Origin of the sequence: Sorangium sp. So ce375 (genome assembly GCF_051473855.1) — a bacterium.
GTDB lineage: Bacteria > Myxococcota_A > Polyangia > Polyangiales > Polyangiaceae > Sorangium.
The window spans coordinates 5,968,621-5,985,340 of the sequence record NZ_CP150335.1; the positions used below are offsets into that span (position 1 = coordinate 5,968,621).

Annotated in this window: 11 protein-coding genes; 8 read left to right on the forward strand and 3 right to left on the reverse strand. The window is 72.3% G+C overall.

Going from position 1 to position 16,720, the window contains the following annotated elements; genetic code table 11:
• Window positions 1–193 precede the first annotated feature (193 nt).
• Complete coding sequence (locus WME90_RS22050) at window positions 194–3,082, reverse strand: hypothetical protein (RefSeq protein ID WP_437283143.1); 2,889 nt, start codon at window positions 3,080–3,082, stop codon at window positions 194–196.
• A 160-nt stretch (window positions 3,083–3,242) separates the two neighbouring features.
• Between WME90_RS22050 and gatC the strand changes: the two genes are divergently transcribed.
• The 7 genes from gatC to WME90_RS22085 all read left to right on the forward strand — a co-directional run bounded on the left by gatC (window position 3,243) and on the right by WME90_RS22085 (window position 11,013).
• Window positions 3,243–3,554: an Asp-tRNA(Asn)/Glu-tRNA(Gln) amidotransferase subunit GatC gene (gene gatC, locus WME90_RS22055; RefSeq protein WP_020737093.1), complete on the forward strand. Its 312-nt coding sequence runs from the start codon at window positions 3,243–3,245 to the stop codon at window positions 3,552–3,554.
• A gap of 5 nt (window positions 3,555–3,559) precedes the next feature.
• Entirely contained in the window at window positions 3,560–5,122 is a 1,563-nt protein-coding gene (gatA, locus tag WME90_RS22060; protein WP_437283144.1) for an Asp-tRNA(Asn)/Glu-tRNA(Gln) amidotransferase subunit GatA, read from the forward strand.
• 16 nt (window positions 5,123–5,138) lie between these two features.
• Complete coding sequence (locus WME90_RS22065; protein ID WP_437283145.1) at window positions 5,139–5,735, forward strand: GNAT family N-acetyltransferase; 597 nt, start codon at window positions 5,139–5,141, stop codon at window positions 5,733–5,735.
• A 78-nt stretch (window positions 5,736–5,813) separates the two neighbouring features.
• Window positions 5,814–6,992 (forward strand): NAD-dependent epimerase/dehydratase family protein, encoded by a 1,179-nt coding sequence (locus tag WME90_RS22070; protein WP_437283146.1) that lies wholly within the window; start codon window positions 5,814–5,816, stop codon window positions 6,990–6,992.
• Complete coding sequence (locus tag WME90_RS22075; protein WP_437283640.1) at window positions 6,992–8,272, forward strand: lysophospholipid acyltransferase family protein; 1,281 nt, start codon at window positions 6,992–6,994, stop codon at window positions 8,270–8,272. Before WME90_RS22070 ends, WME90_RS22075 begins: the two co-directional genes overlap by 1 nt.
• Before the next feature lie 39 nt (window positions 8,273–8,311).
• Window positions 8,312–9,505 (forward strand): tRNA pseudouridine synthase B, encoded by a 1,194-nt coding sequence (locus WME90_RS22080; RefSeq protein WP_437283147.1) that lies wholly within the window; start codon window positions 8,312–8,314, stop codon window positions 9,503–9,505.
• A 215-nt stretch (window positions 9,506–9,720) separates the two neighbouring features.
• Window positions 9,721–11,013: a hemolysin family protein gene (locus tag WME90_RS22085; protein WP_437283148.1), complete on the forward strand. Its 1,293-nt coding sequence runs from the start codon at window positions 9,721–9,723 to the stop codon at window positions 11,011–11,013.
• A 524-nt stretch (window positions 11,014–11,537) separates the two neighbouring features.
• Here the strand turns inward: WME90_RS22085 and WME90_RS22090 are convergent.
• On the reverse strand, window positions 11,538–12,554 hold the full coding sequence (locus WME90_RS22090) for a formin (RefSeq protein ID WP_437283149.1): 1,017 nt from the start codon (window positions 12,552–12,554) through the stop codon (window positions 11,538–11,540).
• A gap of 829 nt (window positions 12,555–13,383) precedes the next feature.
• On the opposite strand from WME90_RS22090, the gene WME90_RS22095 reads away from it, so the two are divergent.
• Window positions 13,384–14,259: an alpha/beta fold hydrolase gene (locus WME90_RS22095; protein WP_437283150.1), complete on the forward strand. Its 876-nt coding sequence runs from the start codon at window positions 13,384–13,386 to the stop codon at window positions 14,257–14,259.
• Window positions 14,260–14,302: 43 nt separating this feature from the next.
• On the opposite strand, the gene WME90_RS22100 is transcribed toward WME90_RS22095, so the two are convergent.
• The gene (locus WME90_RS22100; protein WP_437283151.1) at window positions 14,303–16,675 is read right to left on the reverse strand and encodes a Tex family protein; all 2,373 of its coding nucleotides are present in this window, start codon (window positions 16,673–16,675) and stop codon (window positions 14,303–14,305) included.
• Window positions 16,676–16,720 lie beyond the last annotated feature (45 nt).

Here is a 16,720-nt window from a genome sequence, read left to right on the forward strand (position 1 = left end):
ATGCGACGCCGCGCCCGATCCGCCCGCCAATCGCGCGCGCGCCACCGCCCAGCGAGCCCACGCCGATCCGCGCCCAGATGTCGCAAGCTCCGACGGATTGCAATCGATGCACCGGCCGCCGTTTTTTAGTCCGTCGGGCCGTCAGCGCACAAGCGCCTACTGCACGTCGGAGAGGGCCGAGGCGCCGCCACGCTCAGTGATCGCCGTCCGCCGGTTCCTCTTTCTTCGGCTTTTTGAAGTACCGAACGCGCTTCTGCTGCAGCGGGTACCAGACGCTGTGCGGAACGATCGGTGTGGACTCGAACATCCGGCCCGCGCCAGGCGCCTCGGCGCGCGTGAGCCGGACGGCGCGCGGGCCTGACGGCGGATGGACGGCAGCGCCGGAGAGATCCGTATCGCCGCCGAGGGCCACCGAGAGCGGCCGGGGGAGGTAGATCCGCGAGGAGCAGCCGAGCCCCGCCAAAAAATCCTGGAGCAGCTTGGCGTCGCGCGGGTCGACGTGCGCCGGGGGCGGCGCCGATGCGTCCGGCGGGAGCCCGGCGTCCGGCGCGCTGGACGGTGACGGTCCGGCCGCCACCCGCTCGACGTAGATCAGCATCCCGTCCTCGTCGTTGACGCCGAGAGCGGCCACGGCCCGCGCGCTGCCGAGCGCCCCCGTCGCGATCCGGACCGCGCCGCGCACCGGGGGGGTCGGCGAGGCGGAGAAGGACCCGGCCGAGTGCCAGATGCTCGACCCCTCTCCCTGCCCCGCGCCGGGCGCCGCAGCGCCGTCGCCGAAGACCGCCACGGTGGCCCCCGCCCCTGCCGGCGGGGACGCCCCGGGCTCGCTCAGCGGCGCCGCCGTGACCGTCCGCGGGTCCACCTTGAGCACCCGCAGCCGGACGTCGGGCCGCGCGGGGTCGGGGCGGATCTCGGTGATGGCGAGCGCATAGGGGAAGCCGTGCTGCGGGAGCCCCTGGGTCCGCCAGGCGCCCTCCCCCGCCTCGGCCGGGGCCGCGCGGGGTGCCAAGGGCGGCCCCGGCAAGAGGTGCCGCAGCGTCATGTAGAAAAAGTCGCGCGCCTCCCGCCGGATATAGCGGGGGAAGTTCATCAGTCCCATGCCGCGGATGAGCCGGCGGCCGCGGAACCGGTAGCCGGAGAGCCCGGAGACGTCGCCCTCGGCCTCCCATTCGCCCTGGAGCGGGCGCCCGAGCGGCGGCAGCTCGCCGCTCGGCGCCACACGGTAGAACTCCAGCCCGCTGTGGCCCGCGTTCATGTCGAGCGCGATCCCGTAGGCACAGCGGGTCTGGATCATCGCCTGCGACAGGGCCTCGGGGCTGACGTCGGCGCCATAGAAATACGCGACGAAGTGCTCCCGGGTCAGGCAGATGCCGGTCCTGACCGTGTGCGTCTTGTCGGCCCATCCGGGCGGCGTGCCTCCCCACCACGTCCGCCCGAAGGGATTCCATTTCTCGTCCTGGACCATGACCGTCATGTTCTGGCGGAAGGAGAGCATCCATTCGGGGACTGTCTCGTCCTCCGACCAGCTCCCGAATACGGTGCTCCCGTCGCGCCGGACGGCCACCGTCGCGGCGTAGGGCTTCGGCGGCAGGTACATCACCCCGTCGGCCATCATGCCGAACTCGCCGTGCATCGCCTGGAAGCCGGCGTTCGACGCTGCGACGACGCGCTTCATCACCTCGGGCGTGCGCGGGATGAGCCCAGGCCCGGCCTCGCCGGTCGCGCCTTTGGGCTCCACGGTGCCCGCCATCATGTGGAGCTCCACCTGGCGCGGGTCCCAGAGCGCGACGTACACGCGCGTCGCCTTGCGCGAGCGGTCCGTCCGGAGGAACGTGGTCATGAACGCCGGCGGCAGCCCGTCGAGCTTGCGCACGAAGGCGTCGCCGCCCTGCGGGTTCCACTGGCCCTCCCCGGGCAGCGGCGGCGTCACCCACGGCTCGAGCGGCGCCGGCGGCCAGCCGATCTCGGGATCGATCGGGATCTGGCGGACGGGCGGATCCAGCGCGCTCTGGCCGAGGTCCGCGGCGATGTCCTCCGCGCCGGTGTCGCCCGTCACCGCCTCCTTGTTGCGAAGGACGAAATCGAGCGCCGTGAACGCCACGGCCTTGATCGTCTGCATCGCGGCGTCGCCGATCACGATGCGCACCCGGTCGACCGCCCACGTGACGAGGTTCCCCGGCCGCGCGACCTCGGACTCCTCGGCGCGGATCCACGCGGGCAGCGCCGTGTCCGCGCCGCGCAGGGGCAGGTGCGCCTCGCGGCCGCCCGCGCGGACGACGACCGCGCTGTCGTTCTCCAGGGCGATCGCGACGTCGCCCGCGTCGCCCACGTCCGACCCGCGGCGGCTCCGCCCGTCGGGCTCCTCGGCGCCAGGCCCCTCGGCGCGCGGCTCGCGCGGTTCCTCGGCGCCAGGCCACTCGGCGCGCGGCTCGCGCGGTTCCTCGGCGCCAGGCCCCTCGGCGCGCGGTTCACGCGGTTCCTCGGCGCCAGGCTCCTCGTTTCGGGGGAGGTCGATCGCGAACGTCCGCCGGCCGATGCCGCGCAGCCGGCCTGTCGCCTGCCAGCTCGTGACGGCGTGCTGGAGCCGCTCGGCGAGGGACCACTCGGCGCCGGCCGGGAGCTCCTGCCCGTCCAGATCGAGCACGTGGACCGTCGGCGACGCGGCCTCGATCAGCGGGCGTGAGACGTAGGCGAGGGCCTCGCCGCGGAGCACGGGCTTCGACTCGTCCGCGCCGCTCGTCTCGGTGAGGTCGTGGATCGCCGAGACGTCGAGCAGGACGCCTTCCGGCGAGAGCCTCGTGTCGACGAGGTACAGATCGGCGGGCTCCCCCCGGACCGCGCCGCGCGCGACCGCGCGCGAGTTGACGCCGAACGGGTGGAGGCCGCCGCGCGGCGGATCCACCCACACAACGTCGCCTGCCGCCGCGACGATGCCCCGCTCCGCGAGCTCCGCGGCGAGCGCGGTCGAGCGGTCGCGAGCGCCCCCGCCCACGTCGGGCGCCATCGCCACGGCCGCGGACGCGCAGAGGACGAGGATGCCGATGCGCTCGCGGCGCAGGGAGGGCGTTTTCGGGGACTGCATTCGCGAACAACGCGCGGAGGGGCGGTTCTCGTGCCCGGGCGGCCGAGAACGACCGGACGCGCGCGCGGCAGCCGTTATCACCGTTTTCGGACCGCGGCCAGGTTCGGGGGCGCGCGGCGCTGGCGTCCGACGAACCGGCGGTGCTACATCGGGCGCGCCCATGTCGAACGCTGACTCGCCCCCTCTCCGCCGCGACGAGGCGCTGACGATAGCGCGCCTCGCTCACCTCGATCTCTCCGCTGAGGAAATGGAGCGCCTCACCGGTGACCTCGGCAACATCCTCAGCTACGTCCGGCAGCTCGAGGAGCTCGACGTCTCGGCGGTGCCGCCGACGGCGCACGTGCAGATCGAGCGGCTGCCGCTGCGCGCCGACGAGGAGGCGCCGAGCCTGCCGCGCGAGGTGGCCCTGCGGGAAGCGCCGCGGGTCGAGGACGACGGGTTCGCCGTTCCGGCGTTCGTGGACGAGGGGTGAACGCGATGGACACAGCGATCCTCGATCGATCCATCCCGGAGCTCGCGGCGCTCGTGCAGCGCGGCGAGGTGAGCGCCGAGGAGGTGGCCAGGGCCGCGCTCGCGCGCATCGAGCAGCGCGACGGCGCGCTGGGCGCCTTCCTCACGGTGCAGGGGGAGCAGGCCCTCGCGGCGGCGCGCGCGCTCGACGCGAGGCGCGCGCGGGGCGAGGCGCTCGGCCCGCTCGCCGGCGTGCCGATCGGGCTCAAGGACGCGCTCTGCACCGAGGGCGCCCCGACGACCGCCGGCTCGAAGATCCTCACCCGGGCGGCGACGGGCGGCGACGGCTCGAGCGGATCGGCGAAGGCGCCCGACCCTGCGCGCGGGTTCCGCCCGCAGTACGACGCGACGGTCGTCGCTCGCCTGCGCGAGGCCGGCGCGATCCTGCCGGGCAAGTGCAACATGGACGAGTTCGCGATGGGCTCGTCGAACGAGAACAGCGCCTTCGGCCCGGTGAAGAACCCGTGGGACCCGTCGCGCATCCCCGGCGGGTCGTCCGGCGGCAGCGCGGTCGCGGTGGCGGCGGGGATGACGCCCGGCTCGCTCGGATCGGACACGGGGGGATCCATCCGCCAGCCGGCGAGCCTCACCGGCGTCGTCGGCATCAAGCCGACGTACGGCCGCGTCTCCCGCTACGGCCTCATCGCGTTCGCGTCGAGCCTCGACCAGATCGGGCCCTTCGCGCAGGACGTGAAGGGCGCGGCGCGCCTGCTCGAGGTGATCTCGGGCCGCGATCCGCGCGACGCGACGAGCCTCGACGCGCCGGTGGGCGCGTACGAGGCCGCGTGCGGCCGCGACGTGGCGGGCCTGCGCATCGGCGTGCCCGAGGAGTACTTCGCGAAGGGCATCGACGCGCGGGTCGAGGCGAAGGTGCGGGAGGCCATCGAGGGCCTGCGCGGGCTGGGCTGCGAGATCAAGCCCGTGCACCTGCCGCACACGCGGTACGCGGTGGCGGCCTACTACATCGTCGCGACGGCCGAGGCGTCGTCCAACCTGGCGCGCTTCGACGGCGTGCGCTTCGGGCTGCGCGTGGAGGGCGACCGCGGCGGGAAGGCGGACCTCCAGGCCCTCTACGGCCGGACGCGCGGCGAGGGGTTCGGCCGGGAGGTGAAGCGCCGGATCCTGCTCGGCACATACGTGCTGTCCGCGGGCTACTACGACGCGTACTACCTCCGCGCGCAGAAGGTCAGGACGCTGATCCGGCGCGATTTCGACGAGGCGTTCCGCGAGGTCGACCTCATCGCGGCGCCGGTCTCGCCGACGGTCGCGTTCCGGCTGGGGGAGCGGGTGGACGACCCGCTGTCGATGTACCTGGCCGACGTCTACACGCTGCCCGCCAGCATGGCGGGGCTGCCCGCGATCAGCGTCCCGTGCGCGACCGCGCAGGCGCCGGACGGCGGGCCCCCGCTGCCCGTCGGCCTGCAGCTCATCGGCCCCGCGCTGGAGGAGGCGCGGCTCTGCAGGGCGGCGTACGCGTGGGAGCAGATCTCTCCGGTGCGCGGGCTGCGCGCGGGCGTGTCGAGCGCGTGACGAGCGGGGCGCGACGATGAGCTCCGCGATCACCGTGGCGGCGGCCGGCGCCGAGCACCTCTCGGGGCTCGAGGCGCTCTTCGAGGCCGCCGGCACGCCGTGCTACTGCCGGTACTACCACTTCGGCGGCACAAACAACGAGTGGCTCGCGCGCTGCTCGGACGGCCAGGGCGAGAACCGCAGGGAGTTCGCCGAGGCGCTCGCCTCGGGGAGCGACGAGGCGCGCGGCGTCGTGGCGCTCGCGCCGGAGGCGCCGCACGTCATCGGGTGGCTCAAGGTCGCGCCCGCCGTTGCGGTGGCGAAGGCGTACGAGCGCCGCCTGTACCGGGGGCTGCCGTGCTTCGCGGGCGATCGCGCCGGCGTCTTCCTGATCGGCTGCGCCGTCGTGCACCCGGAGCACCGGCGGCGAGGCGTCGCGACCGCGCTCGTCGCGGGCGCGGTGGAGATCGCGCCCTGCTGGGGCGCGCGCGCCCTCGAGGCCCTGCCCCGCCGCCCGAAGGAGCCGGTGAGCGACGAGGAGCTGTGGACGGGTCCGGTCTCGGCGTTCACGAGGAACGGATTCGCCGAGGTGCACGCGTTCGAGCCGTATCCCGTCCTGCGCCGGGTGTTGTGACAACGCCGCGGCGCGCCCAGCCGGCCGTCGCGCTGCGCTTGCGCGCGCCGGCCGACCAGGTAGTGTCGCGCCCGGCGCATGGCTCCCACGTCCGAGCACCCTGAAGCCGCGGCCCACGACGCTACCGAGCGGAGCTCCGCCGCCCGCGTCGATCACGCTGCGTCTGCCGTCGACGGAAGCGCGCCCACGAGCAGCGCGGGTGAACCCCCGGAGTCCGCGGCGGCGGAGGCCTCGCCGATCCCGACCAGCCGGCGCGCGTCGTCCGGCCCGGGGGGCCGGGTCATCGCGCTCACCGGAGCCGCGTCCTTCCTCGGGCGCAACCTGATCGGGATCCTCGAGGAGGACCCGCGCATCGCCCGCGTGGTGGCCATCGACATCAAGCCGCCGGACACGGGCGGCTCCAAGCTGCGCATGCACACGGTCGACCTGACCGAGCCCGCGTCCGAGGAGCGCGTCGCCGAGGTGCTCGCGGCAGAGCAGGTGGACACGCTGGTCCACCTCTGCTTCCTGTCGTCGCCCACCGCGGCGACCGCCTGGGCCCACGAGCTCGAGTCGGTCGGCACGATGCACCTGCTCCACGGCGCGCGCCAGGCGAGCCTGCGCAAGCTGATCCTCTGGAGCCAGACGATCCTCTACGGCGCGCACCCGACAAACCCCAATTTCCTCACGGAGAAGCACCCGCTCCGGGCGGACCCGGACGAGCGCTTCTTCGCGGACAAGATGGCCGCCGAGCGCGAGCTCAACGCCTTTGGCGCGAAAGCCAAGGGCACGACCGTCACCATCCTGCGGACCGCGCCGATCCTCGGCCCGACGGTCCAGAACTACCTTACCCGGTTCCTGGCCCGGCGCCTCGTCATGACCATGCTCGGCTTCGATCCGCTGTGGCAGTTCATCCACGAGGTCGACGCGATCGCCGCCTTCAAGCTGGCGATCGACAGCGATTTTCCCGGGACGTTCAACATCGTGGGCGACGGCGTGCTGCCGCTCTCCACGATCGTGCGCCTCGCGGGCCGGACGGCGGTCCCGGTGCCGCACAGCGCCGCCGGTCCGCTCGTCTCGGGGCTCTGGGCTGCGCACGCGGCCATCGCGCCGCCCAGCTTCCTGCGGTACCTGCGCTATCTCTGCGTGGCGGACGGCGAGAAGGCGGCGCAGGTCATGGGGTTCCGGCCGGTCTACACGACGCGCGAGGCGTTGCTCGATTACACGAGCGCGCAGCGGCTTCGGGACGTGCGTCTCCTGCAAGAGACGCCTGCGTGATGGGGTTCGGGGGGTGTGTGATGGGCACGGAGCGCGATCGAGAGCTCGAGGAAGCAGGGAACGGATCTCCGCCGTCGACGCGTGGGCGCGCCGATCGGACGGGGCCCAGGCAGGTCGTGCCGAGCGTCGACGTCGAGGACGACGAGGCCCGGTACCTGGCGCCGATCGGCCCGACGGAGCCCTCGGACGGGCGGAAGACGCAGTCGTCCGAGGCGCACGCCCCGGTCGTGCCGGTGACGGCCGAGGAGCTGCAGCGCCAGATCAGGGAGCTCGAGGCGCGGCTCAAGCGGATGCTCGCCGGGGGCCCGTCCCACGACGCGAGCGGCGTGGCGGCAGGCGCGCCCGAGACCGAGCGGAGCCCGCGCCAGAGCGGCGTGTTCGCCGCGTCGGCCGGATCCATCGGCGAGCCGCCGCTCTCCGAGCCGGGAACGGCGCGGGACGTCCTGTCGACCGACTTCTATCTGCGGCAGTGGGGCCGCGCCGGCCTGCGCCGCCGCTCGGAGGAGGTCGACGAGTTCGGCTTCGATCCGAAGTACGAGGCCCGGTACAGGTCGCTCTTCGACTTCCTGCACAGGCACTATTTCCGGATCGAGCTCGAGGGCATCGAGCATATCCCCGGCGAGGGGCGGTGCCTCTTGGTCTCCAACCACTCGGGCGGGCCCATCCCGTATGACGGGCTCATGCTGCGGGCCGCGGTGCGGCGGGAGCACCCGGCGCGGCGGGAGCTCCGCTGGCTGGCCGACGACTTCGTGTACTACCTGCCGTTCGCCGGCACGATCATGAACCGGCTCGGGGCCGTGCGGGCCTGCCAGGAGAACGCCGAGCGGCTGCTCGCGGGCGAGCGGCTCATCGCGGTGTTCCCCGAGGGCGTGAAGGGCAGCGGGAAGCTCTACAAGGACCGGTACCAGCTCCAGCGGTTCGGCCGCGGCGGCTTCATCCGGCTCTGCCTGCGCACGCGCACGCCGCTCGTCCCGTGCGCCATCGTGGGGGCCGAGGAGACGAACCCGCTGTTCTACCGGGTCGAGCACCTCACGCGCGCGCTCGGCATCCCGTACCTGCCCATCACGCCGACGTTCCCCATGCTCGGACCGCTGGGGCTCGTGCCGGCGCCCACCAAGTGGAAGATCCGCCTGGCCGATCCGATGTGCTTCGACGCGTACGGACCGGAGGCGGCGGACGATCAGATCCTGGTGCGGCGCCTCGCGGAGCGCGTGCGCGCGACGATCCAGGGGCTCATCGACGAGACCCTGGCCACCCGGAAGTCGATCTGGTTCGGATGAATTCGGATGAAGGCGACTGCTGAAGCGAATCCTCCCGCCGTGCCCGAGAACGCAAACGAAGGGGATCCGCCCCCCGAGCCCGAGCGGGCGACGAGCAGGGGCGCGCGGCCGGAGGGCGTGCTTGTGATCGACAAGCCGCGCGGGCCGACGAGCCATGACGTCGTCGCACGGCTGCGCCGCGCCCTCGGCGTGAAGCGCATCGGGCACGCCGGGACGCTCGATCCGATGGCGTCCGGCGTCCTCGTGGTGCTCGTCGGCGAGGCCACCAAGCTCGCCCCCTACCTGACCGCGCAGGACAAGCGCTACACGGCGCGCGTCGTCCTCGGCGTTGGGACGGACACGCTCGACGCGGACGGGGAGATCACGGCGACGCAGCCCGTGCCGCCGTGGCTCGATGCCGAGATCGGCGCGCTCGCCGGGGCCAGCGGGCCCCCCGGCGGCGAGGAGCTCGCGCGTGCGGCGCCGCGCATCGCCGCCGCGATCGAGGCGGAGCGCGCGCGGCGGGACCAGGCGCCGCCGGCCTACTCGGCCATCAAGGTCGCCGGGCAGCGCAGCTATGCCCTCGCGCGCGCCGGCCAGGCGGTGGAGCTGGCGGAGCGGGCCGTCGAGGTACGATCGCTCGAGGTCACCAGCGCCTCGCGCGGCGGGACCGGCTCGCTCCTCGGGGTGCCGGCCGCGGGCGCTGCGCCGGACGCGGGCGCCGCGCCGGCCGCGGGCGCCGCGCCGGCCGCGGGCGCCGCGCCGGCCGCGGGCGCCACGCTCGATCTCGAGCTCGCGGTGAGCAAGGGCTATTACGTGCGCTCGCTGGCGCGAGACCTCGGCGCGCACCTCGACGTGCCCGCGCACCTGTCCGCGCTCCGCCGCACGGCGAGCGGCAGCTTCACGCTGGAGCAGGCCGTGCCGCTCGACGCCGGCGCCGAGGCGCTGCGCGCGTCGCTGCGCCCGCTCGCCGAGGCAGCCGCCGCGAGCCTGCCGGTCGCCCGCCTGACCGAGCAAGGCGCGCGGCGCGCGCGTATGGGGCAATCGCTCACCGAATCCGACTTCTCGGTAGCACCTGCGCACCCTGGCACAGTTGTGTGGCTCGATCCGGATGGTTATGTGGTGGCCCTCGGCGCTGCCGAGATCGCCGAGGGGAGCGACGCCGAGGCCTCTCCAGCGCCATCTGCGGCTCGATTTTCCGTCCTGCGCGGCTTTTCCGGAGCGCCGGACGTGCGTGGGAATGCTGCTAGATAAGAGAAAACCACAACACACGGCAATTCCCTGGACTTCGGCAGATCTACGGCGCATGTCACTGGACGAGCTCGGCGAGAACGGTCGAGCTGGGGAGTCCGCCTTCGAGCGAGACCGGCCAGAACGCGTGCTTCCGCCATCTCCCGAGATTTCGCGTCCGGGCCCGGTTGCGCTCCCCTCGCCTGTTCCGTTACGATTCGTCCGTTAGGAGCCTCTGTTTGAGTCCCGATTTCGTTCCATTGCCAGCGCTCGGCGCTGCAGTTCTCTCTGCTGTACTTGGCTCGCTGTTCGTCGGCGCCGACACCGCACTGACGACGCTGAGCGCGACAAGGCTCGGCGCGCTGATTGAGCAGTCGACGGGCCCGACGAAGGCCGCCTACGAGCGGATTCGTCAAGAAGACGCCAAGCTCCGTTCCCGCTACCTGCTCGGCTGGGTCGTCTCGACCAGCCTGACGGCCGCCTGCTTCGACCTCTTCTTCGGGCGGATCGTCCCTGGTGCTGCGCTCTATCTCGGGCTGGCGACCACGATCGTCGTCAGCGGAGCCCTTTACGAGGTCAGCTCCACGCTGGGCCGCAAGCACGCCGATCGGGCAGCATCGATGGCGGTGCGGTTCTTGCGCCCCCTCGAAATCGCGATGCTCCCGCTCGCTGTACCGCTCGGCTGGATCGGCTCCAAGCTGGGGCCGCGGGATGGTGAGCAGCCGTCGGACCCGCGGGTTGCCGAGGCGGAGGTCGAGATCCTCGTCGATGAGGTCGAGCGCTCTGGTCTGTTCGGGCGAGAGCCGGCGGAGATGATCCGGAATGTGCTCGAGTTCGCCGATCTCACGGCGCGGGACGTGATGGTGCCGCGCTCCAAGGTCGAGGCCATCGAGATCTCCACTCCGCTCGAGAAGGTGCTGGAGATCGTCACCGAGAGTGGGCACTCGAGATATCCGGTATACAAGGATCAGACCGACAACATCGCTGGTCTGCTCTACGCGAAGGACCTCTTCAAGGTCCTCGAGGAGCGCCGGCTCAAGAACACGACGCTCCGGGAGATCACGCGGAGCCCGGCCAATTTCGTCGCCGAGTCGCAGCCGCTCTCCTCCCTGCTCCGCGAGATGAAGAGCCGGAGACAGCACCTCGCCATCGTTGTCGACGAGTTTGGTGGGATGTCGGGGATTGTCACCCTGGAGGACGTGCTCGAGGAGATCGTCGGCGACATCCGGGACGAGCACGACGAGACGGACGACGGGGCGGCCATCCAGGATCTGGGCGATGGGCGGCTTGTCGCGGACGCTGCCGTGTCGATGAGCGATCTTTCGGCTTACCTGGGCGCGGAGCTCGACCGGGAGGGAAAGTACGAGTCGCTCGGCGGGATGATCACGCAGCACGTGGGCAAGGTGCCCGAGGTGGGCACGGCCGTGAGCAAGTTCGGGCTGCGCTTCATCGTGCGGGACAGCGACGAGCGGCACATCGGAAAGGTGGAGATCGTCCGCCCCCGAGCGATGGGCGCCGGCGGCGCTGCCTGAAGCGGCAGGCCGCGCGCGGGGAGGCACTGCCAAGCGGCACGGCCCGGAGCGAGGGGGGGCGTCGCGCGGCACGGCGCGGGGCCCCGCCGAACTCGCCCAAATGACAAAGCTCCTCCGGCTTCGCCGGAGGAGCTTTGTCATTTGGGCTCAGACATCGGCCCATCCCCGCGCCGTGCCGCGCGACGCCCCCCCTCGCTCCGGGCCTAGCGTCATCCCGGGAGGATCCCCCTCCTTCCCCTCCCGCTCGGACATCGGCCCATCCCCGCGCCGTGCCGCGCGACGACCCCCCTCGCTCCGGGCCTGACGTCATCCCTGGAGGATCCCCGCCCCTTCAGGAACGGCTCTCCTCGACCGCCAGGCCAGGGAAACCTCCGGGCGCGGTTCTTCCGATTTGCGTGGCCGAGCGGCGCGTGCCCGCACAGGAGACGGGCCCAGATCGGCGTTTTCGGCGCGCAGGCGTACTCCCGTACGCCGAGCACCGAAAACGTCGAGGTGGGCCCGTATCCGAAGCGGGCGCGTGCCGCTCAGCGGGCGAGGGAGATTTTGTGGAGCTCGTTCGCGAGATCGTCGCCCTCTTTGATGAGGCCGGGCGTCTCTTCGACGGGGTTGTCCTTGTTGCCATCGAGCGTCTTGCGGATGTCCGCCATCGCGCTGGCGAGCCGGAAGACCATCTGCTCGCTCGTGAGGCCGGCAACGGACTGAGGATCGACCGGGAGGGCCTGCAGATCGCCGCCGGCGATGTCGCCCTTCGTCCAGCGGGTGGCCTCCTTCTCGGCAGCCTTCATGCCCTGCTGCGTGCGCTCGAGACGGCTCACCGTGTACTTCGCCGGCCAGTCCTTGCCGAACGGGAACGGCGCCTTGTTGGGAACGAGCTCGGCCAGCGTCTTGTCGCCGTCCCGGCGGAAGACCACCGAGAAGTTCACGACCGGCTCCTCCTGCTCCTTCCACGATTTCTCGACGGGAGCCTGCGCGGCCGTAAGGACGTTCTTGAGGCTGTCCTTTGTCTTGTTGAGATCCTGGACCGCCGTTGTGTAGGCGAGGAGCTGGCGCATCACCCGCCCCGGGAGGCCGCCGATCTGCTTGCCCTCCAGGTTTGTGGCATCGAACGGGACGTTGATGCCGCCCAGCTGGCTCACGAGCTCCGTGGGGAACTTCTTCCCCTCGAGCGCCGTCCGGCCCGCATCGAGCTTCTCCTTCAGCTCCGCCATCTTTTCGTTGGCGGCCTTCACGTCCTTCTCGAGCGCCGCGGCGCCCTCGACCGCGAGCTTGCCGCGATCGCCGCGCTCCTTCGCGCCGCCGATGGCGAAGCCCACGCCGATGCCCACGACCGCCGCGAGGCCGGCGTAGAGCGCCGTCTTCTTCGACGCCTTCCGGCGCTCCTGCTCGACCTCCTCACCGACCTCGACCTTGATGGTCTGCGCGGCCGCCGTCGGCTTGGGCGGGGGCGTCTGGATCACAGGACGCGGCGCCGGCGCGAACGGAGGCAACGGGATGCCTGGCGAGATCCCGGGCGGGGGCGCGATGCCTCCGACGGAGGGCATCGGCGGCCGAGCGCTCGGATGCGGCGAGGGCATGCCGACCGGGCCCGCGTTCATGTCGGGAGGCGGCCCCGATCCGGGCTGCGGGCCAGGCACGGGAAGGGGGACGGCCGCTCCCGGTGCCCCGCCTACCGCCGTTTTGCCAAGCCGAGCCTTCAGATCGATTTTGCTCTTCTTCTTTTCTTCAGCCATCGGCTCCTCGAGGACGGGATCGCTGCACCACTTCGCGCTGAGAATTCCGGCTCGCCCAAGGGAATCGACCCACCACGGCCCGAACCGGAGCTGCCCCTGCGCGAGCGGCAACAGAAGACGACACGGGCCGGCCTCCAACAGACCGACATGGGAGCGGGGAGGGAAAGATCAGCAACACGACGGGAGCGCCGGGCGAGCGGACAACCCGCCGGGCACGTTAGCGGCGCGCCGCCTGGAATGTCAACGCGATGGCGATCGCAGCGCAGGATGTGTTTCGACGGGCGATCGCCAGACTGCACGAGCCATCCGGCCCGACGGCAGCCTCCGCCGGCCTGCCGCTGCGCCCTCGCTGGACGTGTACCGGGTCCCCGATCATGCCGCGGGCGACCGCCGGCAACCTGGCCCTCCGCAAAGGGACCGGGTAGGAAGCAGGGGGCTCATGGTGTCGTTCAAGTTCGGCGGGGGTCGGCCGCCGCGACCCCCCTCTCCCTCCGGCAGCGGACCGCAGGCGCCGCCCGCGGCTTCTTCCGGCAGGCGGCAAGCGCCGCCACCCCCTTCCTCCGGCGGCGGACGGCGCGCGCCGCCTTCTTCCTCCGGCGGAGGTCCGCGGGTACCGCCTTCGCGGCGGCCCTCGATCCGGATGGAGACCCGGCGGGTCACGAGCTTCGATGGAACCGACATCGCCTACCGCGTGACGCCGCCGCCGTTCGAGGGGGCGAACACGGTGGTCCTGCTGAACGGGCTGGGCGGGCCGTGCCTCGCCTGGCGGGCGCAGGTCGAGTACCTCTCCGACCAGTACCGGTTCATCACGTGGGATTACCGCGGGATGTACGCCTCGAAACGCCCGTCGCCCGACGTGCCGGAGGCCTATGCGGTCGCGAACCACGTCCGCGACCTGGAGGCGATCCTCGCTGTCGAAGGGATCCGGCACGCCTCGCTGATGGGATGGAGCGTGGGCGTCCAGGTGGCGCTGGAGGCGTTCCGCAGGCTCCCGGGGCTCGCCGCGAACCTGGTCCTGCTGAACGGCACGTACCGCCGGCCGCTGGAGACGATGGGGCCGCTGCCGGGGCTCGGGCGGCTGTTGCCGCAGCTCGTGGCGCTCGCGGCGCGCGCTCACACGCTGGCGACCCGGGTGACGGGCAGCACCATCGACCCGCCGGACGCCGTGCTGTGGCTGAAGCGAATGGGGCTGCTCGGGAAGACGCTCGACCGCGAGGCGTTCGCCGAGCTCGTGAAGCCGTTCGGCCAGCTCGACATGGACGCGCTCTTCAGCAACCTCCGCGCGCTGGACGCCCACGACGCCGAGGACGTGCTCGAGCAGATCGACGTACCGACGCTGCTCATCACCGGCGACCGCGACGCGTTCACCCCCAGGGCGCTGGCGCAGTCGATGGCGCGCCGCATCCCGATGGCCGAGATCCTCGTGGTCCGCGGCGGGACCCACACCACCGCGATCGAGTTCCCCGAGCTCGTCTCGCTCCGGATCGAGCGCTTCTTCGCCGAGCACGGCTTCTAGGGCGTGCCCCCGGAGCTCCGGCAGGCACGCCCCAGAGCGACGCTCACTTTCGGAGCAGATCCGCGAACGGGTTGTTGCGGAAGCCGCCCGATGAGCTCCCCTGCCCTTGCCCCTTCCCCTGCTGCCCCTGGGCCGGACGGCGGCCGTCGTTGCGATCGTTGCGGCCGCGCGCGTCGCCGCCGGCGGGAGCGCCGCCCGCCTGGGGACGCGCGCCGGCGGGGGCGCCGCCCTTCTTCGCCGTGAGCGAGATGCGCTTGCGCACGAGGTCGACCTCGAGGACGCGCACCTTGATCTTCTCGCCCACCTTCGCGACCTCGTTCGGGTCCTTCACGAACCTGTCCGCGAGCTGCGAGACGTGCACGAGGCCGTCCTGGTGGACGCCGACGTCGACGAAGGCGCCGAACGCCGTGACGTTGGTCACCACGCCCTCGAGCTCCATGCCCGGCTTGAGATCCTCCATCGTCCGCACGTCGTCGCGGAACTTCGGCGGCTCGAACGTGGCGCGCGGGTCGCGGCCCGGCTTCTTCAGCTCGCTCAGGATGTCGTTCAGCGTGAACGAGCCGACGTCGCCGGCCTCGTACTTCTTCGGATCGATCCGCGCGATCGCCGCCGTGTCGCCGATGAGCGACCCGACCGGCACGCCGAGGTCCGCCGCGATGCGCTCGACGAGGCCGTAGCGCTCCGGGTGTACGGCGCTCGCGTCGAGCGGGTGCTCCCCGCCCCGGACCCGCACGAAGCCCGCCGCCTGCTCGAACGTCCGCGGGCCGACGCCGGGGACGTCGAGCAGCCCCTTGCGGCTCTTGAACGCGCCGTGCAGGTCGCGGTGGGCGACGATCTTCTTCGCGAGGCTCGGGCCGATGCCGGCGACGCGGGCGAGCAGCGGGGCGCTCGCGGTGTTGAGCTCGACGCCGACCAGGTTGACGCAGCTCTCGATCACCTCGTCGAGCTTCCTCGCGAGCAGGCCCTGGTAGACGTCGTGCTGGTACTGGCCGACGCCGATGCTCTTCGGGTCGACCTTCACGAGCTCCGCGAGCGGATCCTGCAGCCTGCGGGCGATGCTGATCGCGCCGCGCACCGTGAGGTCCAGGTCGGGGAACTCCTCGCGCGCGACCTCGCTCGCCGAGTAGACGCTCGCGCCCGCCTCGCTCACCGGGACGCAGAACAGCTCGGTCAACCCCTCGGACGCGAGCACGTCCTTCGCGAACGCCTCGGTCTCGCGGCCGTGCGTGCCGTTGCCCACCGCGACCGCGCGGAGCGGGTACTTGCGGCAGATGCGGCGCAGGTCCTGGCGCGCGCGCTCGAGCGAGTCGCTGCTCCCGACCAGGTAGATCGTCGTGTGCTCGAGGAGCTTGCCCGTCTCGTCGACGACGGCGCACTTGCACCCGGTGCGCTGGCCCGGGTCGATGCCGAGCACCGCCTTCGTGCCGAAGGGCGCGGCGAGGAGGAGCTCGCGGAGGTTCTGGGCGAAGACGTCGACCGCGGCGCGATCGGCCTGCATCTTGAGGTCGACGCGCACGTCGCTCTGGACGGCGGGGAGCAGGAGCCGCTTCACCGCGTCGTCCGCGGCCTTCGTGAGCTCGCCGGCCCACGGCGACTTCGGCTTCAGCCCCACCGCGGCGTGGATCGGCGGGACGAGCGGCTCGGGCGCGAGCTCGATCGAGGCGCGGAGCACGCCCTCGGCCTCGCCGCGGCGGATCGCGAGGTAGCGGTGCGACGGGATGTTCGCGACGGGCTCCTCGAAGCTCCCGTACATGTCGAACTTCGTCTGCTTGGCCGCGTGCTCCTCGTTCTTCTGGACCTTGATGACGCCTTCCTTCGCGTAGGCCTCGCGGACGAGCTTGCGCACGTCGGCGTGCTCGGCGATGCGCTCGGCGCAGATGTCGCGCGCGCCGGAGAGGGCGGCCGCCGTGTCGGGGACCTCCTTCTCGGCGCTGACGAACGCGCGGGCCTCCTCCTCGGGGCTGCCGTCGCCCGGCTGCGACCACATGCGGTCCGCGAGCGGCTCGAGGCCCCGCTCCTTCGCGATGATGGCCCGCGTGCGGCGCTTCGGCTTGTAGGGGAGGTAGAGGTCCTCGAGCTCGGCCTTGGTGCGGCAGGCGCGGATCTTCGACGCGAGCGTGTCGGTGAGCTTGCCCTGCTTCTGGATCTCCGTGACCACCGTGGCGCGGCGCTCCTCGAGCTCGATGAGGTAGGCGCGGCGCTCCTCGATGGCGCGGATCTGCACCTCGTCGAGCCCGCCGGTCGCCTCCTTGCGGTAACGGGCGATGAACGGCACCGTCGCCCCCTCGGCGAGCAGCTTGGCCACCGCCGAGACCCCCTGGCGCGGGAGGCTCAGCTCCTCGGCCAGGAGCGGGACCGGATCGAACGAGCTGTCCGTGCGGCTCGGGACAGCGACAGGGCTCTGCGTCTCAGTCATGGGCGCGGCATACGCGCAGGGTGCACGCGCGTCCAGGCTTGACTT